Source organism: Enterococcus silesiacus (assembly GCF_001886225.1).
Lineage (GTDB): Bacteria > Bacillota > Bacilli > Lactobacillales > Enterococcaceae > Enterococcus_L > Enterococcus_L silesiacus.
Genome location: NZ_JXLC01000004.1, coordinates 18939 through 41003 on the forward strand (window position 1 = coordinate 18939; position 22065 = coordinate 41003).

Annotated in this window: 23 protein-coding genes; 2 read left to right on the plus strand and 21 right to left on the minus strand. The window is 33.6% G+C overall.

Annotated elements, in window-relative coordinates; translation table 11 throughout:
• Positions 1 to 154: 154 nt before the first annotated feature.
• From RV15_RS03635 to RV15_RS03645, 3 genes are all read right to left on the minus strand, one after another.
• Positions 155 to 1102 carry a DUF975 family protein gene (locus RV15_RS03635; protein WP_071876701.1) on the minus strand — a complete coding sequence of 316 codons (948 nt, stop codon included), beginning with the start codon at positions 1100 to 1102 and terminating at the stop codon, positions 155 to 157.
• A 227-nt stretch (positions 1103 to 1329) separates the two neighbouring features.
• Positions 1330 to 2256 (minus strand): hypothetical protein, encoded by a 927-nt coding sequence (locus RV15_RS03640; RefSeq protein ID WP_071876702.1) that lies wholly within the window; start codon positions 2254 to 2256, stop codon positions 1330 to 1332.
• Between the two features lie 315 nt (positions 2257 to 2571).
• Entirely contained in the window at positions 2572 to 3831 is a 1260-nt protein-coding gene (locus tag RV15_RS03645; RefSeq protein WP_071876703.1) for a zinc ribbon domain-containing protein, read from the minus strand.
• Positions 3832 to 4112: 281 nt separating this feature from the next.
• On the opposite strand from RV15_RS03645, the gene RV15_RS03650 reads away from it, so the two are divergent.
• Positions 4113 to 6119, plus strand: coding sequence for an alpha/beta hydrolase (locus RV15_RS03650; RefSeq protein ID WP_071876704.1), 2007 nt, complete (start codon positions 4113 to 4115; stop codon positions 6117 to 6119).
• 81 nt (positions 6120 to 6200) lie between these two features.
• Here the strand turns inward: RV15_RS03650 and RV15_RS03655 are convergent, their stop codons facing one another.
• The 13 genes from RV15_RS03655 to RV15_RS03715 form a co-directional block, all read right to left on the minus strand.
• A complete protein-coding gene (locus tag RV15_RS03655) occupies positions 6201 to 6515 on the minus strand; it encodes a hypothetical protein (protein ID WP_071876705.1) in 315 nt (104 codons plus the stop codon).
• Positions 6516 to 6767: 252 nt separating this feature from the next.
• Positions 6768 to 7310 carry a hypothetical protein gene (locus RV15_RS03660; protein WP_071876706.1) on the minus strand — a complete coding sequence of 181 codons (543 nt, stop codon included), beginning with the start codon at positions 7308 to 7310 and terminating at the stop codon, positions 6768 to 6770.
• A 48-nt stretch (positions 7311 to 7358) separates the two neighbouring features.
• A complete protein-coding gene (locus RV15_RS03665) occupies positions 7359 to 7820 on the minus strand; it encodes a DUF3592 domain-containing protein (protein ID WP_071876707.1) in 462 nt (153 codons plus the stop codon).
• 32 nt (positions 7821 to 7852) lie between these two features.
• Positions 7853 to 8224: a PTS sugar transporter subunit IIB gene (locus RV15_RS03670; RefSeq protein ID WP_071876708.1), complete on the minus strand. Its 372-nt coding sequence runs from the start codon at positions 8222 to 8224 to the stop codon at positions 7853 to 7855.
• Positions 8225 to 8254: 30 nt separating this feature from the next.
• Positions 8255 to 8437 (minus strand): hypothetical protein, encoded by a 183-nt coding sequence (locus RV15_RS03675; protein ID WP_245791228.1) that lies wholly within the window; start codon positions 8435 to 8437, stop codon positions 8255 to 8257.
• Positions 8438 to 8600: 163 nt separating this feature from the next.
• On the minus strand, positions 8601 to 9281 hold the full coding sequence (locus RV15_RS03680) for an amino acid ABC transporter permease (RefSeq protein WP_071876710.1): 681 nt from the start codon (positions 9279 to 9281) through the stop codon (positions 8601 to 8603).
• On the minus strand, positions 9282 to 10127 hold the full coding sequence (locus tag RV15_RS03685; RefSeq protein ID WP_071876711.1) for a transporter substrate-binding domain-containing protein: 846 nt from the start codon (positions 10125 to 10127) through the stop codon (positions 9282 to 9284).
• A gap of 9 nt (positions 10128 to 10136) precedes the next feature.
• Positions 10137 to 11597, minus strand: coding sequence for an amidase (locus tag RV15_RS03690; protein ID WP_071876712.1), 1461 nt, complete (start codon positions 11595 to 11597; stop codon positions 10137 to 10139).
• 99 nt (positions 11598 to 11696) lie between these two features.
• Positions 11697 to 12212 carry a GNAT family N-acetyltransferase gene (locus tag RV15_RS03695; RefSeq protein ID WP_083429087.1) on the minus strand — a complete coding sequence of 172 codons (516 nt, stop codon included), beginning with the start codon at positions 12210 to 12212 and terminating at the stop codon, positions 11697 to 11699.
• A 113-nt stretch (positions 12213 to 12325) separates the two neighbouring features.
• The gene (locus tag RV15_RS03700) at positions 12326 to 12808 is read right to left on the minus strand and encodes a hypothetical protein (RefSeq protein WP_071876714.1); all 483 of its coding nucleotides are present in this window, start codon (positions 12806 to 12808) and stop codon (positions 12326 to 12328) included.
• Positions 12809 to 13021: 213 nt separating this feature from the next.
• Complete coding sequence (locus RV15_RS03705) at positions 13022 to 13444, minus strand: SRPBCC family protein (protein ID WP_071876715.1); 423 nt, start codon at positions 13442 to 13444, stop codon at positions 13022 to 13024.
• 170 nt (positions 13445 to 13614) lie between these two features.
• Complete coding sequence (locus RV15_RS03710; RefSeq protein WP_071876716.1) at positions 13615 to 13968, minus strand: MmcQ/YjbR family DNA-binding protein; 354 nt, start codon at positions 13966 to 13968, stop codon at positions 13615 to 13617.
• A gap of 282 nt (positions 13969 to 14250) precedes the next feature.
• Positions 14251 to 14382 (minus strand): putative holin-like toxin, encoded by a 132-nt coding sequence (locus RV15_RS03715; RefSeq protein ID WP_083241837.1) that lies wholly within the window; start codon positions 14380 to 14382, stop codon positions 14251 to 14253.
• A 1512-nt stretch (positions 14383 to 15894) separates the two neighbouring features.
• On the opposite strand from RV15_RS03715, the gene RV15_RS03720 reads away from it, so the two are divergent.
• Positions 15895 to 16188 (plus strand): hypothetical protein, encoded by a 294-nt coding sequence (locus RV15_RS03720; RefSeq protein WP_071876717.1) that lies wholly within the window; start codon positions 15895 to 15897, stop codon positions 16186 to 16188.
• A gap of 54 nt (positions 16189 to 16242) precedes the next feature.
• Here RV15_RS03720 and RV15_RS03725 read toward each other — a convergent pair whose 3' ends face one another.
• The 5 genes from RV15_RS03725 to RV15_RS03745 all read right to left on the minus strand — a co-directional run bounded on the left by RV15_RS03725 (position 16243) and on the right by RV15_RS03745 (position 22018).
• Positions 16243 to 17457: an SIR2 family protein gene (locus RV15_RS03725; RefSeq protein ID WP_083429089.1), complete on the minus strand. Its 1215-nt coding sequence runs from the start codon at positions 17455 to 17457 to the stop codon at positions 16243 to 16245.
• Complete coding sequence (locus tag RV15_RS03730) at positions 17426 to 18724, minus strand: hypothetical protein (RefSeq protein ID WP_071876718.1); 1299 nt, start codon at positions 18722 to 18724, stop codon at positions 17426 to 17428. Before RV15_RS03730 ends, RV15_RS03725 begins: the two co-directional genes overlap by 32 nt.
• Positions 18725 to 18777: 53 nt before the next feature.
• Positions 18778 to 19107, minus strand: coding sequence for a nucleotide pyrophosphohydrolase (locus RV15_RS03735; RefSeq protein WP_071876719.1), 330 nt, complete (start codon positions 19105 to 19107; stop codon positions 18778 to 18780).
• On the minus strand, positions 19095 to 20828 hold the full coding sequence (locus RV15_RS03740; protein WP_071876720.1) for a DNA/RNA helicase domain-containing protein: 1734 nt from the start codon (positions 20826 to 20828) through the stop codon (positions 19095 to 19097). The genes RV15_RS03735 and RV15_RS03740 overlap by 13 nt, the downstream gene beginning before the upstream one ends.
• 215 nt (positions 20829 to 21043) lie before the next feature.
• Complete coding sequence (locus RV15_RS03745; RefSeq protein ID WP_071876721.1) at positions 21044 to 22018, minus strand: HEPN domain-containing protein; 975 nt, start codon at positions 22016 to 22018, stop codon at positions 21044 to 21046.
• Positions 22019 to 22065 lie beyond the last annotated feature (47 nt).

Consider the following 22065-nt stretch of genomic DNA (forward strand, 5'->3'; position numbering starts at 1 on the left):
TTGTTCCAAAGCGGTTTCTGTTTAACTATCCTTTAACTCATTTCCTGATTGTATCGTTTATTCGAATTTAAAGGGTGTGAAACAAAAGCGACATGCACTTTTGTTTCACACCCTTAATCCGAATAAATAATGGAAGTAGAATCAATCTTCTACTCTAAAAGTCTTCAAAACCTGCTTCTTTTTCTTGTGAAAATAAATAATGTTTTTCTGCAATAATCTGGTCAAAAAACAACACTTCTGATACCCCATAATATGGAATAACATACATACCAGCTAAACCAAAACTAAACGTCGTTGCAAACTGCCATAAAATAAATGAATAAGAAAAAATCAAATATTCAAGCTTATACCCCTGCATCAACTCTTGGCTAAGAGCCATCGCGGCCTTTGGTGTTAATTCAGGATCTTTTTTCAATAAATAATTTGTCATACCATACGACAACTGCTTGATAACACCCGGAATAATAAACAATAAGGACCATAAAAACGTGTACAGTACAACTAAAAGATTTGCGATTACTGTTCGTTTCCCATTTTCTTTAATAAATGCGACAAAGATTGTTTTAAGACTAAATTTACGTCCTTCCACATTATCAATTGCCGCCCACTGAACCATGCCACGATACAAAATAGTAACTAACAATAACAAAATACCGAATAAAAAGGCAAAAAAACCGCCAAAATTGGAATCTATTGTTGTTGTCTGTGTATACGTAACCGTTCGTGTCGTATTTTTCAACGGTGTTATAGCAGCTTTGTGGGAAAGTGAATCTAAATTTTTCCCTCTATAATCGTCTTCATCATAAGAATCCTCTTCATAAAAACCTTTATCATAGCCTTCGTCATAGCCCTCAAAATAACCATCATCATAGCCTTTTTGATACTCATTATTGTGTCGATTTGACTTTTCTGAATAGTCATCTTGCCAAGATTTATACTCATTTGATTGATCTTGTGTACTAATCGGTGCTTGAAACAGAACTACTATAAAAAAGAAATAAATAAATAAAGCTGCACTTGGAATAATAGCTAGTAAGCTCCAATTTCCATAATAACCATGCAGATGGCTCTGGGCTTTCTTTTTCAACTCACTTCGAATCATATTTTTATTCTCCTTTTAACTTTGTTAGAGGTAACTATCTAGTTTAACACTTTTACAATTATACCTTGTAATCAATTGCCACAACCACTCAATTCCTTCGATCATCATTAAAATTTATGAGAAATAATAAAAGTAATTGGGCCATAACTCTACGAGCTATAACCCAATCACTTGGAATCCGAATAAACGGTGGAAGCAGAAGCAACCCCTTCGTTTGTCTATTTTGATTATTTCCAGCGAATTGGGATTTGCCCTTCGCCAGTATAAGAAAGATTTGTTCCCTTTTCTATACGCCAGCTGAATCCCAAGTATTTCTCATCACCTTTTAAGTCATTCCATTCCAACCATTCACTACTTTCATTATCAGAAAAATACTTCATTTCAGCTCCATCAAATTGCTTTGACGGCACGATAGGGTCAAATAATTGATAAGAGGTCGTTCCTTTTTTTAAGGTGACCGTGGCCATTCTACCTCGAGCACTGATTTGGATATTCTTTAATTTATTCAAATTAGATAAAGCAGAAATATCTGTTGGCAGTGCTTGTGTATATTCTTGACTATCCTGTTCTTCATTTTTTTCATAGCCATCAAACAACAACTGTATCGTTTCTAAGTCTTTTAACTTTTTAAAACTATTTAACGTTAGTTGATTATTTGCCTCCAACATAACTGTTTTTAAGTTTTTTAACTCCGAGAGCTCTCTAAAACTGTTAAAATTGCCACCCTCACCTTGAACTTGTTCTAATGCTGTCAGTTCTTCAATACCAGTAAGAGAAGAATACTCCTCAAAATCTGTATCAAAGTGCGTTATATTTTTGATATCTATTTTTTTTAATAAACCGTAACTGTCAAATAGTGTTTTTCTTTCGAGAAAATTTTTTTCATCTATCTCAGCTAACTTTTCCGACAAGCGATCAAATTCATCATCAGAGATCGATCCCTTTTCGTGCTTCTCCATCAACTGGTCCATTTCAGCTCGGTAACGATCAGAATAAAGATTATCTACATCAGCAAATAATTCTTCTCTTATGCCATAATCATTAAAATAAGAGTACGGTGACTCATACATTGCTTCTACTTCTTCAGATGTGCCAATTGACAAACCTAAACCTAGCGCCAACACAACCATTGATGATTTTACTGATTTTTTCATTATTCGCTCTCCTTTGATATAAAACTATCTACACAAAGATAGATAGTTTTATATTATCGAAAAAAAGAAGATACGTCTATGTTTATTTACAAAATGATTATTTTGGCTGAACGAGGAATAATTTGTTGACTATACTTTTCACCGTAAAATAAAAACTCAATTTCCCCAAGCTTTTATTGGAAGAGAAAATAGTGGATCAGTTTCAGTGAAATCAACTTTCAAATCGACAAGCTCTCCTTTTAATCATTCTATTAAAAAAAGCATACTAAGTTTAGAAAATACTTAGTATGCTTTCATGCTTAAGGCAATTCAGAATCACTCTGGATATTGTCGTAATAAATCCATGTATTCCGGGTATTCATGTAAATTATTTTTAAGATGCTTTTTATTTGAGCTCAGGAAACTATGCCGCTTGATTGCAAAGTAAATCCAAACACCGATTCCTGCTAAAAAAAGAATCGCAAGAAATGGTCCTGCAGCATCCGGAAGAATATTAAATATATTGACCAAGAGAAATAGCACACTAGCGAACAGACCATATCGGCCTTTTTTCCTCAGGCCTTTTTCAACTGTTGAATCTTCCTGGCTTAATGGCCGGCTGCCATCCATTTCGATTTTATCTTTTTTAGCTGCGGTGACGATTACGATATAATCGATCCCTTCATACTTATACATGATTTTCCAAAAAGGGACATACGTGTATTTTGAGGTTAAATCGTAAGTGAACTTCGTTATTTTTGCATTTTTATTTTTATCGCCTGGTAAAATACCAAGCATTGTTTTCTGCGCTTCGTCCTTGGCAAAATCACGGATTGAACGTAAAACTTCTGACACTCGATCCGATGAAATCTTCAGTTGCCGAGTACCTGCTGTATAATGTTCATCAAATGGTTTTACATCTTCCACAAAAGCCAAATGGCTAGCACTTTTAGCAAATTCTGCCACAGGACCTGTCAATTCATTATTGATTAGATAGCTCTTGAAAGCTGTTCCTGTAAAAATATCACTCGAATGATTCCAGTCGACAACAGTTCGTGTTTTTGTGACTGGTTCAGAATATTTATTGCCCTTTTTGTCTTCTTTTGTTACATATTCTGTATAGCTTTCAGAACGATTGTATCCAATATCTGCCCCCCACGCCCCTTCATAGGCGACACTTGCACCTATGTATGGAATAAAAACTTGTTCCAGCTGAATATTTGTGACTTTCCCAAGGATATCCAAAGGAACATTTTCGCCTTGAATCAACCATTCAAAGAATCGTTTCTTGGCTAAGCCTTCTGGTACTTGAAATGGAATCAAATTATCTGGCTCAAACGTCAGATTATCAAATTCTTTTTCAGCTTTTGTTGTAAACGTAGAGTGACAAAAATCACAAGCGAACTGCTGTTTTTCAATATTAAATGTAACTGGCGAACCGCAATTTGGGCACAACTCAACATTTTTATTTTTTTCATCGATCGTTGTTTGAACAATATCTTGTGATGTCCCACAGTGTGGACAATGTTTTGCATTTAAATCAGTAATTGCTCCCCCACAAGTTGAACACTGATTTTGAACTAATGAATCTCCCAACCTATTTCCCTCCAAAATTAAATTTTTCCATAATTATTATCTCATTGTTTTAGTAGAAGGTAAATGGGAAAAAGGCTTATCAATAATTAAACAGCTTCTTACTTGTTTACAATGCCACTCTGTTAATTATGTTTAATTCACAAAACTATTCAAAAAACATATAATTCTTTTTTAATAGATATTATTCTTTTTTATTAGAAATATTTATTGACTTTTTTGTAATATACAATATACTGTTCTTTATTGATTATTATCAAAAGATGAAAGGGTTGAAAAGAAAAATGAAAAAATTTAAAACGTTTATTGTTGGCTTATTTTTACTAAGTTTACTATTACCAACTAATGCGCTAGCTAGCGAAAATATCGTGATTATCAGTGAGGAAAATGAGGTGGAGCCGTCATTGAATCGCACGAATACAATCCGCTCTCAAGTAGAACCAAATGAATCATTTGAAGCCAAAACAATGGCTGAAAGAGAACAATTACCGCAAAGAGAACAGGAAGTTATCGATCAGATAGAACGCTATTTAACCGAGAACTCAAATCCAAATGCCCGTAATTTTGGACCTGTCATAAACAGATTAGTCGCTTCTTTAGCTTTCGATATTACCGTTAAAAGAGACAATACTCTTTTTTCTGATTTAGCTGGTATGTCAGGTATAAGCAATAGTAGTCCTTGGTTTGAACACGTTGCTGGTAAAAGCGAGCGAAGCATTACAGTTTTTGATGAACCAACTCAATCAAATTTAACGCTACATGCTTATTATGTCGATAATCACTCTGACAAAACTGCTGTTGTTCAGCATGGCTACCGCTCTAATCCTATGCAGATCATGTTAGAAGCCGAATTTCTGTATGAGCTTGGCTATAATATACTCATCCCTGATGCGCGCTCACATGGCAAAAGTGAAGGAACTTATATTACGTTTGGTGCTTATGAAAAAAACGATATTAACGCTTGGATCGATCAAGAGCTAGAAACAAAACCAAATCAAAAGTTCTTATTATTTGGTGTTTCAATGGGGGCGGCAACCGTCATGATGTCACAAGAAGACCCTCATCCTAACGTTGAAGCTGTCATCGAAGATTGCGGCTATTATGCAATAGAACAACAAGCCCGAGATGTTATGCGTCTTTTGACAGCCAAACTCCAATACATCCCATTAGTCAATAAGATTGATTGGTATGATTGCGAAGATGCATTGATTGACACACTTAATAACGAATTTGTAAAACCTGTGTTAAACATCGATCTATATTATATTTCGCCGCTTGATGCCGTTTCCAAATCGAACGTTCCTAAGCTCTTTATCCATGGTACTGCCGATTGGTTTATTCCACCAGTTGCCAAAGACACACTATACACCGCGGCCCTTGGGTATAAAGAACAGTTGGCGATTCCAGATGCTGGTCATGGTGTAAACTTAAAAGTAGGCGGTGATCTTTACAAAGAAAAAGTTCGTTCATTTTTAACAACGGTCAGTGAAATGAAAGCATTGCGACCACAACTTGCTGAAGATCAAAATTTACTGATCAATACTGAATTCAAACGCAACGCAGCCCAAACTAGTTTTGAGGCTTGGCAGTTGAGTAACGATGGAAAGAATTTCAGCGCTCTCAATGAATCCAATCCTTACGAATTTGTCTTAAAACGACATAAAAAAGAGATTCTTTCAGCTCTGTCAACAGATCAAAAGGGGTTGAAATTTTACAAAAAAGGCAAAGGCTCTGCAGCCTATGCAGCACAAGAAGTACATTTAATGAAAGGACAGCCTTACGAATTAAGCTTCGACGCCTATAATCCAAATCCTAAAGAATACAGCCAACAAGTAATTAAATACGGATTTGGTCAACCACTTACACAAGAAAAACAAACCAACAAAAATAAGGTTGGCAAAAAAATAGCCTATACACCTCAAGTCACTGGACCTAAAATGATTACATTAGGCTCTGAAATGACTTATTACAGCCTATTTGGCCGTACAAGCACTGTTATGTATTTATCAAATGTCAAACTAATCAATGCCGATAAAACAGCACCAGAAGAAGTGAAAATAAGTGAAGTCACAATTGCACCAAATGAAACGCTTGTTAAAGGGCAAGGCGAACCTAATACACTGATTCAAATCGTTACCGCTAATAACGATGTGATTTTAGAAGTTTCTACAGATGACAATGGCTATTTTAGCTTAACTATTGCAAAACAGCAGACTGGTACTATTTTGCATATGATTAATAAAGATATTAAAGGGAATACAAGTGCCTCGATTATTTTAGTTTCTAATTAAAAATAACCTCCTACAGTAATATGTAAAACTGTGGGAGGTTATTTTAGTAACTCTATGAACTAACCACATTCAGCTATTTTTTTACAGCATACTCGAAGGAATAATCGTTTTAGTACTACTATCAATCAAAGCAATTATTTTTTCTCGTGGTCCATCCAACCACTCTTCATCACTGTAAAATTCATGTTGAGATGCTTCTAAATGCTGTAAGTTATGATACGCTCTGATTAAAAAATATGTATCAGGATCGTGTAGTGCTTGACCATGATTGACTATTTTCATGCCTTTTTTCTTATGGAGCGGCATGCTTTCCTTCATCATTATTTTATGAAATTTACTGCCAGTATTTTCCTTTAGTTTATAAATCAACACTTCCCAGATTTCATTCTTATTCATTTTCTTTTCTCCTTTTTAACTTCAAACAATTAAATAGCTCATACTCAAAAATGCTTCCCATTCATTGACGACTTTACTTCTTGCTGTCGCTTGGCTGAGTAACTCTTTGCTGTCGGTATTAATTTTTAATCATATAGAGCTCCTTTCGATAAATGATACTCTGCTTGTTTAGTCTAAAAATAACTTATCGAACAACAAATTACTATTCTCATCAAAAGTTTTTCAGCCTAACGCTAACGATCACAACAAGAGTTAAGCAGAACTCTCCGACTTCCACTGAAGTAAATGCTGATTCAGTGAATCTATTTCGTTTGAATCTTTATCAGATGAAAATCGAAAAGTTCGATTGTTCATTTTTATTAAGATCTTCGCTTCTGACAGCATTCTTGCTTTTCCACTGAATTTAATTTTTCTAATTTTCAAAATATCCGCTTTTCGATACTCAAATACCTCTCCATTAATCAATAGCTTAAATCTGTACTTTCCAAGCTCTATTAAAGATATTTTTTTATAAAATAGTTTATTGTAACACTTCTGTAAATAGTGAGATATGATCATCAAAAGAATACAAAGTGTGATTAATACAATCCAAAGTTGGGATGTCGTTAAATCATTAGTTGGTATATCAAACAGACCCATTATGATTCCCATACCTACTATTACTAGGAAAAAACCTAGTATAAAAAAAAGAACACCAATAAATGTTGGCAGTAAAAAGTAACTGGAATATCTTAAGGTTACCTCCCTAAGAATCGTTTTATCTTTTGAATAATTGTTCCCTTTAAATTGAACCATTTTTTTCTCCTTTTAAACACTAAACATTGTAAATCCATAATAAAACACTTAAAAACGAATCCCCAATTCTTTCAACAAAAATAAAATAGGAAATAATGTCCAAAAGGCCGCAAATATAGAAAAGAAAAAAATCATAAACCTCTTCCCAAATTGATTATCCACTGCAGAAAATATTTGATTAACGTTAGTAGGATTGTAGCGTAATTCAACCTTGGAATGAACGGGTAATCCCTTCCTCTGACCTATTGGTATTTTATGGAAATAGATCAGTTGATTGATTTGAAATTCTTTTTTGTATTGTTTGCCATTGATTGTGTATTCAACGAGTGACACTCTACCATAACTTGTTCTATCAGAACTTGTCACAGTATAGGTTGTATTGCTCAGTACGACTCCCGTTACTTTTTCTGTCGCTTTTTTATCTACATTTTTTTTGCTCAGATAAATAAGTAAAACAACCATCCATAAGACAATGGCAGGAATCACAAAAATTATTAAAACATCCTTCATATTAACTCCTTCAAATATTAAATCTACTCTTTTTAAAATGCTAAAATCTCTCTTAACGCTTTTTCGCCATTCATATTCCCGAAGGTTTTCATATCGATATCCGTACATGGAATATCCAAAGGTGACAGGAGTTTTTGTAAACTTGCCGTTTTATAGCGCACTTGAGGGCAAACTAGGACACGATCCACATAAGGTTTAAATGTTGGTTCTAGACTCAATTTATTAATTTCGCCTTCCCCACCATAGGCAATCAGCGTAGAATAGGTCGTTGATAAATTCTGAAAATCAGCAATTACATCATGAAGTTGTCCAAAGTAAACTTCTTTAGGATCTGCTGCCTTCGCAATTTTTTGACAAAACATACTAGACGTCATACCACCAGCACAGCAAATATAAACAAGCATAATTTCCCCTCCCAAAACATTATTAACTTATTATTTAGTGCTATCGTTAAATTCTTGCTTTGTTTGATTTAACAATGGACGGATATACTCTTCAACTTTCGGTTCCACATTCATCCGCATCATAAACTGACTAGGTGATTCAATCAATCCATTTATAAGACTATCTTTGTATTCTGTTACTAAGAACTCGCTTGTCTCTTTTATTTCTTTCATATCCATGATTATTCCTACTTTCTCTTTTTAAGTATTTGTATAGATTAATTATACTCGCTTTTTAAGAATAAAAGAATAATAAATCGCCATAACCATTGCATCCTTAACAACAAAAAAACTGTCTAAGCAGCTACCTGTTACTCAGCCACTTACACAGTTCATGTTACGTTTTCACTTCTGGTTTAACCTTATAACGAGTTAGATAATATTTTTCTAACCAACCTTGCCCCCAACCAATCGCCACACAAAGCAGCCAATAAATCACTGCCACCAAAATATACATCGTCATATAATCAAACGTTCTGCCCCCAACAATTTTGGCCTTTTGAAAAATATCAGGAATCGTGATCATCGCAGCTAATGACGTGCCTTTTAACAAATCCATCGCCACATTGCCTAATGCAGGAATTGAAATCCGAAAAGCTTGCGGCAAAATAATTTTACGCATCACTTTTCCAAATGGCAAACCTAACGCATACGCCGCATCCCACTGTCCTGCTTCCACTCCGGCAATCGATCCACGATAAATTTCTGCAATAAATGCACTGCTGGTCAAACTAAAACAAATACAAGCTGCGGTCAACGCACTTAATTGATAGGGCAGTCCAAAATATAAAAGAAATAACAAAACCAAACCTGGAACCCCGCGCAAAAATGAAATATAAAAACGGACAAATCCTTTGATCACTTTTGAAGGCAACATTCCTAACACTGTCAACAGAATACCAAGGACATTTCCCATCAAAAACGTCACGACACTGATGCCAATTGTATAAGGTAAACCAGTCAGCAGAAAGGGAATCGAGTCGATCATTAACTGAAAATCGATTTTTGGTATATACATCTATTCAGCTGAAACACTTTCTGTCACTTTTTCTTTTGGCTCCACTGAAACATCTGTTTGGAAATACGTCTCAGAGATTTTTTTCATAGTTCCATCCTCTTGCATCTCTTTTAATGCGCCATCAATTTTTTTACTTAATGCAACACTGTCTTTTTTTATTAAAAATCCAGTAAAGTTGGCGTTAAAATAGACATTCTCTAAAATTTTTACTGGAATATCAGGCAACGCACCGACTGACATTTTTTGTAGATAATAATCGTTTAAAATAACATCTGTCCGACCATTGGCAACATCTGTCAAATATTGATCATTTGTTGCATTATCGTAGGTTACCAATTTTGCCCCATACTTTTCAGCAATTTTCATGTAGTTTGTATTGGGTTCGCCAGCTGCTTTTTTGCCTTTTAAATCTTCAAGAGAAGCAATCCCAGAATCGTCACTTTTTCGAACGATCATGCTGTCAAACGAATACTTGATTGGGGAAGACAACATAAATTTTTTTCCTCTGTCCCCTGATAAACCAAAGTCATTCGCCGCTAAATCAGCTTCACCTTTATCAACGGAAGTAATCTGACCATCCACATTGTATTCTTTAAATTCAACCTCAACATCTAAACGTTTGGCAACTTCTGTGATGACATCCACATCATAGCCGGTTAATTTGTTTTCATCATTATAATAAGAAGATGGGAATAACGTTCCTGAGGTGGCAACCGTTAATTTCTTCGCATCCTCAACTTTTTGCCAGCTATTATCTTTTCCAGCTGTCTGCTCTTTTGTGCCACCACACGCAACGAACACTAAACCTAATGCAACAATACTAAAACTAGCGAATATTTTCTTCATTTGAACCTCCTATGATTCACGATAATATTTTGGGAGTAAGAATTTCTGCTCTTGCTCAAACAACTTTCCAACTTGGAATAATATATCTTCTCGACCTTTGGATGCCATAAATTGAATGCCTAGCGGTAAACCTGATGCTGCTACATGAGTAGGTAAACTGATTGCCGGTTGTCCCGTTAAATTAGCAAGCTGAGTAAAAGGCGTGATTGTCAGACTTTTTTCAAACATGTCGTAAATTAAGTCCTTTAACTGTAAAGCGGAAAATAACTCCGCTTGAGCTAAGTCTTTACGAATCCGATCACTCTGCAGTTCTGCATCGATTTTAGGCGCGATATCAGCGGCGGTCGGCGTTAATAATACATCATATTCCTCGAATAATTGCTCCATTTTATATGCCGCTTGATCCCACAGTTGCAGTGATCTTGTATACTGACTTGCTGGCAGCTGTCTTCCATATTGGTAGATTCCCCAAGTCATCAACTCCATATCGTTTTTTGTAACTGGTCGCTTAATGGCCTCTTCAATTCCTTCAAACATCGCAGCTGTTTCTGCACCATTCATCAGATAATAACTGTCAATCAATTGACGACCATTCACTGGATATGGAATTTCTGTTACTTCATGTCCTTGTTGTTCTAAAAATGTTGCTGCATTGCGCGTTGCTTTTATTGCCTCCACTGAAACAGGCGTACCAACAGGCGATTCCGTTAAAAAGGCGATTTTCAAGACTTGTTTCTTTGCCGCTGATTGATGTTCCCATTCCGCTTTTGGTGCTTGATAGGGCTCGGCTTTTTCGGTTCCGCGTAAATGATAAAATAACGTTTCCGTATCTCGCATAGAAACCGTTAAAGCAAAATCAATTGATGCTCCTTGCCAGCCACGCCAGCCGTCAGGTCCAACTGGCATACTGCCACGTGTAGGTTTTAATCCTATCAGTCCACTAAAAGAAGCAGGAATTCGAATCGAACCGCCGCCATCGCTTGCCCCAGCAATCGGAAACAGACCACTGGCAACAGCTGCAGCAGCGCCTCCACTGGAACCACCTGGCGAATAATCAAGATTCCATGGATTTCTCGCTGGTCCGTAAATCGTCGGATCAGAAATATTTTTAAAGCCAAACTCAGGTGCATTGGTTTTGCCCAAAGGAATCAGGCCTAAACGTTCTAAACCTTTGACAAAATTATCCGTAGAAGTCGCACGGTTTTCTTGAAATAAACGAGAACCAGACGTTGATTTCATTCCTACTTTGTCTTGGCCTAGCATTTTTAAAGGAATTGGCAAGCCAAAAAAAGGACCAGTTTCTGCTCCTCTAGCTTCGTATTGTTTTTTTGCTGCTTCTGCATCCCAATCGACAAAGGCATTGAGTTCAAGATTTAACTTCTTTACTTGCTGTGCTCGCTCATCGATCCATTCTGTCACACTTAGTTTTTTGTCTCTAAATTGTGCTGCGTAATATAAGCCGTCTTTCATGATCATCCCCCTTACGTCCCGATGATTTTATTATACAGGTTGACGGGGGATTTATAGTTTATTTTGCTTGAAAGAATCTCATTCTCAACAGTAAAAAGACTATCTTAGTTCCTTTTTCATGATTAAATCAATCTGTTCATCTTCTCCCATATAAAAAGAATGCTGACCTGCTTGAGTAAATCCCATTTTTTGATAAAATTTCATCGCAGAAAAATTTCGCTCCCAGACACCTAACCAGATAGAAGTCTTATTTAACTCAGTTGCTCGTTCTATCGCTTTTTTATAAAGCATTTTCCCAAGTCCTAGCCTTTTAAACTCTGAATCGATATAAATCCGTTCGATTTCTAGCGCATCTTCCTCAACGGTTTCAGTCTGTGCATCATTTACATTGAGTTTTAAATATCCAGCTAGTTGTTCATTTGAATAAATAAAATAGAACTCCGAATGTTCATTTTGAAGCTCACTGGTTAATTTTTCTTCTGTATACGCTTGATCAAGATACTCTTTTAAATCTTCTGGCGTATTGTCTTTTGCAAAGGTATCTGTGAAGGTTTTGATACTTATTGCTTTCAACGTTGCTAGTTCACTTAGGGTTGTTTTTTTGATTTCAATCATCATTTTTACCTCATCTCTTTCTTTACTGCATCTCAACAAATGCTTCAATAATAGAATAGCGACTTGCAAGGTTCCCTTTAACAGAAAATAAATCCTCTTACTGCTTAACTTGATTATTCTAAAGGATTATTTTGAGCTGCTAATTCATCGATTTTTTCTTTGTGTTCTAGAACTAAGTCTTTAAGCTCTTTGACCGTTATACTATTTTTATCTGTATTAGAGTCAACTTTCGTACCATTTTCGTCTATAGTTGCTTGGCCTGATAGAATCGTCCCATCTGGAGACACTAAAATTCTATCAGAATCATCACGATCCATTTCTAAAAGGGTGATAATTTCATCTGCATTCGGTCCATTAAACGTTTCATATATTTTTTCTGCACCTGCACTTTTTAGATCAATTGAAAATGCTTCTATATTTCTTTCACTTGCTTTTTTCAACGATCGTTCAATTGCTGCTTTGTCTAGTGCTTGGCTTTTGGGTTTGGATTCCTCACTATTTTGAGTCTGTACTTTTGGTTTATTATAGACAGTAAATGTTATAAAACCGATTAATAAAAGTAACAAAAAGCTGATTAGATAAACCTTTTTTTTCATATTGATTTCATCCCTTCTTTTTAAAACCTAACATTTTTATTTGGTTATTTGTCACAACCTTTACTTTAATTTTACAGGTTCGAGTGCTCTTTGTGTACTCTTATGTGTACTCTTAAATGAAAAAAGGAGACGATAATCCATTTTTCCCGATTATTGTCCCACTTTTCTTATTAAATTTTATCATTTAAACTGTCTGTTTAACTTTTCACATCACTAATTGCTTAATCTTATCAGTTCTATTCCTGCTTTATCCCACAAATCATTCATCATCTCATAATACTCATCATCCATCACAACATCTACAAGCATTTTCGTTTGATTGCCTACTGGCTCGAAGAAGTAGTGTTCAAGCATTTCGGCAAATTCAGGCACTTCCACATACTGACCATCAGTAACTTCTCCTAAGAATGCGAATTTGATTTCTTGCTCTGGTTCAAAAATAACGACTTTAGCAACCAAACCATTCCCTGACTCATCAACAAATGAAACCGTTTCGTTCAATTTCATTTCACCAGAATAGGTTGAGCCTTCTTGAAAAGCAGCAGCCCATTTTTCATATTTGCTACGATCAACGACAAGCTGCCAAGCTTTTTCTGGAGTGCAATTAAGTAAGAATTCTTTTTTGATGTGTTTCATTGTGAAGCCTCCTTTTGCATTTTTTTGCAGATACTTTTTTAGTAAATTGTTGTAGTTAAAGTATAGCATGTAAGCGGACTCAGCATGGTCTTACATGTACTGCTGATTGATAAATTGCTATATTTTATAGTGTTACTTTTAAAAAAATTAAGAACAGTCGGTTTTAGCCCTCAAGTTAGTTTGAAGCTATCATCGATTAATCCAGCGATTTGATCAAGATCCTCTACAGCAGAAAGATCTATTGTGATCCAATGCTCTTTATTCATATGATACGCTTGGTAATAGCCATTTTTATTTCTTATTATCTCATTTAATTCTGGATTTATTTTCAAATTAATGACATCAATTTTTATCTCTTCATCCCCATAAAGTTTATTTCTAGGAATCGTCATGATCAGTCCAAACCATTTTTTCTTCCGTTTATGTCGAAAGACACAATAGTTAGGGAATTTTTCAAAAATATATTCTGGATAGATCGTGTACGTTTCAACTATATACTCAATTATCTCTTCACGTTTCATCATGTCTTTGATTTTCCTTTCAGCAAGCTGAGCCTTCTTATTTTAAAAATATCTGCTTTCTGATTTTTTACTTTTACATTTTAGCTTCACATGCAAAAGAATTCAGTTGTTTGATCTTTTTGAAAGCATTTCTATGGATATGGCAAAAAAAATTATTGTATGCTATAATGCAAGTGATAAGAGAGATATGCGCTAACATACCTCTCCTATGTAGAGCCGTTTAAGACGGTAGCGGATTTTTTAGTTAAAGAAATAACCAGTTAACCTGCTAAAGTTAATGACTGGTTATTTCTTTTTGTCGTTTTTAAGCAATTCTACAACTAAACGAATTAAAGCGATGGTAAACATACCAAAGCTTAGGATCAGTTTAATTGTATCCAATGCTGACAAAAGGCTTTCTCTTTTGCTGAGAAACACAGTGAATGGTTTTATGAACTGATGTTGAACAGTACAAGGCGACTTCAGGAGCGTTGCATCCTTCGAAATTTTAGTACTCACTTTCATAAGCACCACCACCTTTCAGAAGTCGCCACCGTCATAACTTCTCTACAATGAAAAGTATATCATACTAACCAGACTTTTTAAATGAACTATTTTACTTATATCTAGCTGTCATTTGAGGATAAAAATAACCTGCTGAAAAAAATTTTTTTGTTATTTTTCCTTATATATAAGGGAGCGATTTTGAGTGTTATTTAATGGGATTTGTAAGAAAAATTATGTTGCGTGTTCGTATTCTTTTCGGATATACTTAGGAAGTAGAATAGAACGAGGGACACTTCTCTCTCTTCGGTCGCCAAGTATTGCGCATCATCAGCTCTACAAGTAATCGCTGTGATTTGCAATAAAAACAGCTCATGCTAACATGAACTGTTCAAATCTGAATATAAAAATAAATTGGCACTTCAAAGCCTGGCAGCAACCAAGCATTTGAAGCCTTGTAAAGACAGCGAACACTGCCCAAACAAGTTGCCAATAGTGCTAGCAACATGTACTAGCTTCTTTCATTGTACCTAAAGTCTGCCTATTTTTCTATAGGTTTCTTGGATTCTTTTTGGGTTACTTTGAAAAAGTGGTAGATGATTCTTTGGGACTATTGTGAACGATATTGGGTGAGGTTACCTGATATCGTTTTTTTCTATTCTACAAATTTAGTGAAAGGAGGTTTCGTTCAAAGTAAAGCAAATGATCAATGATAGATATAAGACAAGGAGACAACGTTCACTTCGTCCACCTTGTACTTTGCATCAACCACTCTGCTCTTTGGTCAGTCGTAGTCCTTCAATTCTTAGAGCTTTAGCTCTTAGAAAGAGATGAGATCGTAGTGATGCAAAGCAAAAAAAAGGCACTTCACCATCTGACAGCAATCACATGATGAAGCATTGCATAGACAGCGAACACTATCTATACAAGTTGCCAATTGCTAGCACAAAAGCACTAGCTTTCTTTATTGTACCTAATTTTACTGGGATTTTCTAGTCTGTCTGGAAACTTTTGGTTGGGATTTTGTATTTTATGGAGGGTTTGGGCTTTATCTAGGGTATTGATGACGGTATTGGTAGCTATGTTAGGATGATAAAAAGTTATAAGACACATTGAACATTTGATTAGATACAAAGGGAGCAACGACTGTTTTACAGTCCTTGTACTTTTCATCATCAAATCACTACGTTCTTTGTGATTCAAAGCAGCTTTTTCTCACTGATTACTACAATAGCGTTTTTTGTTTTGCTTTGAGAAGAAAGTGATTGAAACATCCGCAGGGCTTAGAAAAATCATCCATAAGTCGTTTTTATCACTGGTTTGTTTAATTGTTGCCCCAGTCAATGCGCAGATAGATGAGTTACGTATGTGAGGCGTTGGATGATAGTGTTCAGCGCTTCGTGTTACTGGTTTTAAGAGTACTTTTAAAAAGGGAGGAAATGGGTTATGAAAAAAGAAGGTCAGAGTTTAAAGGTGATTCCTTATCAGGATATTACGGATTTGCAGCATACATTGGATCGGTTGCAGTCTTGGGAGGAGCCGCTTGCTGTGTTGGATCATTTTTTTCAGTTTCGGAAAGGGCCGATTAATAAGAAGCAGGTTGTGAAGGAGTATTATGCTTGTGGGCATTTGTTTCATGCTTTTTTTGAGGAGTTTATAAGGTTGATGGAGATTGATGAGGAGAAGGTTAGGAAGTTGGATGGGGAGAGGAAAATTTTGGGTGAGCTTTTGAAGAAGTAATGTTGATAGAAAATAAACTAGGTTCACTGATTAAAGTGCTCCTAGTTTATAATTTCAATCAAATATATTTCCAATTAAATAATCAAATAGAAAGTTATATTGTTTTGTAACTTCATATTCCTTGTTTTCATTTTTGTCGGCTAAAATACTTATAAACTTAACATTATTACTATTCAAAATACTTTTTTCAATGTCAGGATTACCATTGAGCAGTACCATATAATTCGTACCATATCCTTTGTTGGAATCACAAATATTTTTAAATTCATTAGAAAAGTATTGATCATTCATTGAAAAACCCAAAAATAGCATAGAATACTTACTAACTAGCCCTGTTAAAATTTTTTTACCTATTTCATCTGAGTACAGTTCTTCATAGTCTTTATGAGTAACTACCATAGAGTCTAGCCTATTAATATCTCCATGTAGATGAAATATATATTTTTCATCTTTTAAGTTTTCAAAACCTTCAAAAGTTTTTATATTCTTTGATACATCATATCCATTATTCGTAATTTTATTACATTGCTCTAAAGAATCATCATAATTTGTAGTTATAATATATTCAGAGTCTAAATCTAAGAGTTTAGGTAAAATAGATTTCTCTAATTCATCTGGAGTAAAATTCTTAATAACTTGAGGTTTTATTAATTTCATTTTCAAATCTTTATGATTTTGTATAAGAGGGTTAAATTCTAATATACAATCAACTAGTTTATCAATATTTTTTTCTTCATATCGCCTCTCAAAAAGCTTTAGAAAATCATCATCAAGTCCTTTTTTAGCATTTTTAAATAACTCAAGCCACAATGGTAATCCTAAAGTCTTACTTATTCCTGCACCAACAAACGGAATTGTTCTGTCTAAATTTTCTTTTAAATCTTTTATAACAATATATGAATTTTTACTAAAATAATTATTAATTAAGCCTAAGTTATATTTTCTTAAATTTTCTTGATACTCCGGTATAAATAAATCATAGTATTCATGCTCATCGATTTTATTATCACAATATTCACATTTTTTCTGTAGTATTTCAGCTTTATGAAACTCGTCACAACACTCATACTGTATTGCTCTTCTTAAAAATTGATTTTCTAATAACTCCTCAAAAAAATGGTTAGCTTCATCCCTGCTAACGTATTCTTTTATAATTTTAATAAATGCTTCTTTCCTGCTGAAACTTTTTATATTCATAGCAACAGAATTTAATGCTAAGAAATAATTATAGTCAATACTAAAGTACGTTTCTAATTGTTTTTTCAACATAATCTGTCATCCTTCTATTTTTATTAACTGTATTTTTCATCGTTACTAAGAAGCATTTTTTATTTATAGAAATAGTAGTTTGGCTAACGTCCAAGTCTTTACTATTTTCAAAAAAATCAGTATCAAACCAGGCTAACGTTACCTCTTCTAATTGTTCAGACGAGTCTAAATCCGTATTTAAACTATAAAAAACATTTTCAAATGCTAATGGAACTTTTTTATTCCTAGCAGCTGCCTTCCCTTTGGCTAATTCTTGTCCTGTAAAACTAATTTTTGTGGGATAACAAGCAAGATTGTATTCAATAGCTTTACATTTTAAATCTTTCTCATTAAATCCTTTAGTTATATATTCACCTAGATAGGTATTAAAAATTTTATCGTATATATTTTTCTTTGCTACCTTATCCATTTTAATTTCATTATTCAAAATTTTTAATTCTTTTGAAATTTTACCTATTTGTCTTTCAATAACGGATTTTGTCATATCTTCCAACTCGTTAGAATAATCTTTTATAATTTCTTGATTCAAATTTTTACAAAATTGGAATATTTTTTTTCTTTCCTCTACATAATGACTTTTTCTATCAATAAAAGTTACTCCTAGCATACTAGAGATTATTCTTTTCACAATAGGGAAAAAAGATTTAGGTCCAGAAATTATCTCTTTTGAATAGTTTTTTAATTCGAAAGCACCTATAGTTCCATTAATATAGAATGTGATCTCTCTATTCAACCTATTCAAAATAACTGAGCACATCCGATACTCTCTTTTATTATTTTTATAAAATTGTACAACGCAAAATAGTTTTAAATACTCGGTATCGTATGATAAAACTGGAAAAACTATTTCATTACTTTTCATTGGAGTTACATAATCAAGTAGATTAAATCCATTTTTTTTCATTTGATCATATTGATCTACAATAACACATTCCTTATTAATATTTTCGATTATTCTTTTGAAACCTTTTTCAATTTCTCGGTCAGAGATGTCATTTTGTAATTTGTCAAAAAAGACATTGCTACATGTATATGTTAAGTTATTAAAAAAAATATTGTTAAAATCAGTTAAAGAAACTTTTTTGTCTAACAATAAGAAGTTAGTAAGGTTAAAAATAGTATCAATGGACTCAAATTCCTCTTTATCAAAATCAATTGATTTACATTCTAAAAACTCTCTGCATTCTCTTTTTAATTCAATCTCGTTTATAATATTTTTATATACTCTACTTCTGTAATCAATATTTTTTACTTCTGCATTTTCCATAAGCTAGCTCCCTCGAAAAGTTAAAATTATTAGAAATCATTTCAAAAATAAAATTATAATTCCGTGTACTTCTCTTTACTCCCTCTACTCTTCTCAACTGGATACTTCCGATCATTCAACTCCAACTTCTTCTCAATAATCCCCTCAACGTCCAACTCCAAATCAGAAGCCAACATCAAACTATAAATCAACACATCCGCCAATTCCTGCTCAATATTCTCCTGATTCTTCTCTTTCGCTTCCTCACTTGTTTTCCACTGAAAATTCTCCAGTAATTCGGAAGCTTCCAAAGAAATTGAAATTGCTAAATCTTTTGGATTATGAAATTGTCGCCAATCACGATCATCTCTAAATTGATTGATTTTCTTGATTAATTCGTCCATGTTGATTTCTCCTTTTGAATTGTCATTAACTTCTCTCTCAGTTTATCATCACTTGCGTAAATATATAAACCATTGATTCCTCGTTTTAACAAAACATTGATCGAATTCAAAATGATTTGCTCTTTCACTTTGTCGATATTTTCGATTCCTTCACGACTTTTGAAGGCTTCTGAATCTTTGTATTTATTAATATCAATTTTTAATTCATTCTTTTCAGCATCATACCCAATCGAAGGCCCTAAAATTACCCCTACATAGTTCAAATCAAAACCTTGTATTGTATAAATCGAACCAACCTCGTTGATCGTCGCTTCTTCTTCTGCCCAACTTCTTTTGTAATCCGTACGATTCCAAGGAGCAGAAAAATCGCCTTCTTCAACAAGATAATCTCCACCATCTTTTTTATGGATATAATCAAAGGTTGAAACGATTCTACTTAAACCAGATTTCTGATTTCGGGCTTTTATTTCCATTCGCATATCTTCGGCGCTAGAGAAAAAGCGAAAATCAAACTCTTCATCACCAAATTTTTTTTCTGCTTCAGTCTTTTCTCGTTTTGTAACTTTAGGAAATGGCAAAATTTTTCGATCTACAAATGAATCTACCCAATGAACGATTTCAGGAGCGGCTTTCATTCTAAATTGAGTCGTTAAATGATATTCTTCATGAATTGGGTATTTATCTTTTATTTCAACAAGACTATCTACATTCCAATGACTTTTTAGCTTTAAAACTTGTTTTTCATCAAATACAACAATCGTGACTTTGCTTCTTTTTATGACCTCTTCTAATTGGTTTTCATATTCAAAACTATTGTACTTGTCTTTCGTAGAAAGTAGTAAATGTGATTCGTCAACTAACACGATGTCTGCTTGTTGTCGTTTTCCTTTGTCAATGCCATTGATAAAGCTTGTTGGTTTCATAAAATTTTTCTTTTTTAGGTTGGGCAAACTTTCAGCTATACTCTTATATGTTTTCAGCATCTCATTATGGTTTACCAAAAGATAATTATTATCCTGATTAAAGTCCACAAACTCATTGTCTGCTTTCTTTTCAGCTAAGTCTTGAATCGTTTTAAATATGGAACTCAAAACAACACTTTTCCCTGTTCCTGCTTCTCCTGCAATAAAAAAGACATGATGTTCATTTTCCGTATCAGTTAAACTTCGTTTGCAGAAATCAATTACTTTTTCTTTTAACTCTTGTTGTTCAGGTGATAAGCCACGAAAGGGTGATAATTTGAACGTGTCTTTATTTCTTAAATAATCGACGCTATGCTCAACAACTTTTTCCTCTCTAAGTCGTGTCCATATTCTAGGAAACAGCACTTCATCATAATATCTTTTATCATAATAATTATGGGATTCACTGCCTTTGATTTGGCTTCTATTTTCAACTTTATATTTTTCATCAGCAATAAAACAACTGATCAAATTCGTTTCAATATTCAACGCTGCAGATACGTTCAATGTGTCATGTCCAATCATGACAATTTTCTTCATCATTGCTTTCTTATTACTTTTTAGATGTTCAGACATTCGTTTATCAAAGCGGTGACTTTGTCCCACATACGCTTCTGGCATCTTCTTTTTGTCCGTATTATATAAGATATACAAAATAGGATAATTTGTTTCAAAAGGATCTTTTAAATTTTCAACCTCTTTTTCACAAAAATCATATTCTTTGAGCTGGATTTTTATACTATCATCTTCATAATTCATAATCGACACTCTCCCAAACACATTGTAACAATTATTTTCAAAATAGGGAATCTTTTATGTAAGAAAGTTTTAATTTATAGATAGAAACGGACTAATTTTGCGTAACAAAAAGGATCTTAGAATTATTAAACATTAGGTCTAATAATTCTAAGATCTTTTTTTGGATTGTCATTCTGAAAAAATAGGATTCTAGTATCTGTTTTAATTATCTACATTTATTCATATTTGATTATTTTTTCTAAAAATTTCCCCAGTTCATCATCTTTCATAAAAACCATCTCATGATATATATCATTATTTAAAATTATTGTAAATACTTCTCTTATCACAGCATCAATTAGTATACACTGTTTTTGAATTTCATTTTCAGTTTTTACTAGCGATCCATGTACATACTCTGACCGAATGTCATAAGATTTATTTAGTTGACTTTTTGATATTTTTACACTACTAGAATTTATTTTTAAAAATACAGGGACTTTATTTTTTATTTGTTTAGATATTTCAGTTTTCCCAGTCACAAATAATGTCTCAAATATTGACATATAATTAGATAGTTTTGATGCCAAAAAATCAGTTGTTCTAGCTTCATATAAAAATCGATTAGCTTTTTCAAATCTATTTAATTTAGGATAATTTTTTCCTGTAGGATCATTAAACATGGCGAATCCTTTGTATACTCTTTTCTTACTTTTTTGAATTTCTTTCGTTATAAATTTACCTTGTTGTTCTTTAAATGTTATTGCAGTATCGATCCTATCATTAGTAAGAATACAGTCTACAATTTCTCCTCTAGAGTCAGTCATATTCCGTCTCCCACTATTTTTACACAAAGTTGCGACATTTCCATCCTTGATAAAAGCATAGGAGCATTCAATATAAGCGGCATTATCATTAATTAGCCACAGACAATGTAATAAATTTTCAAAAAACCTATTTATAGTGTACGAAGCATTAGATAAGTCGTGTTCTCCTAATGTCCAATGGCTAATTTCTGTATAGGCTATACAATTATTTTTCATAGATTCAAGAGTTAAGCTCCCAAATTCATTAGTCATTTTTTCTGGAATAATTTCTTCTAACCATTTAGGATTATCACTAACTTTCCTAATCTCAGTTTGATACTTCTCTAAAATAATAGTATCGTCCACATCTACATTCCTCATTAACGTAATTATTGATATTTTCATTAAAACACCTCCCTAATATAAGTTTAGAGGATAAATTTCTGCATTTA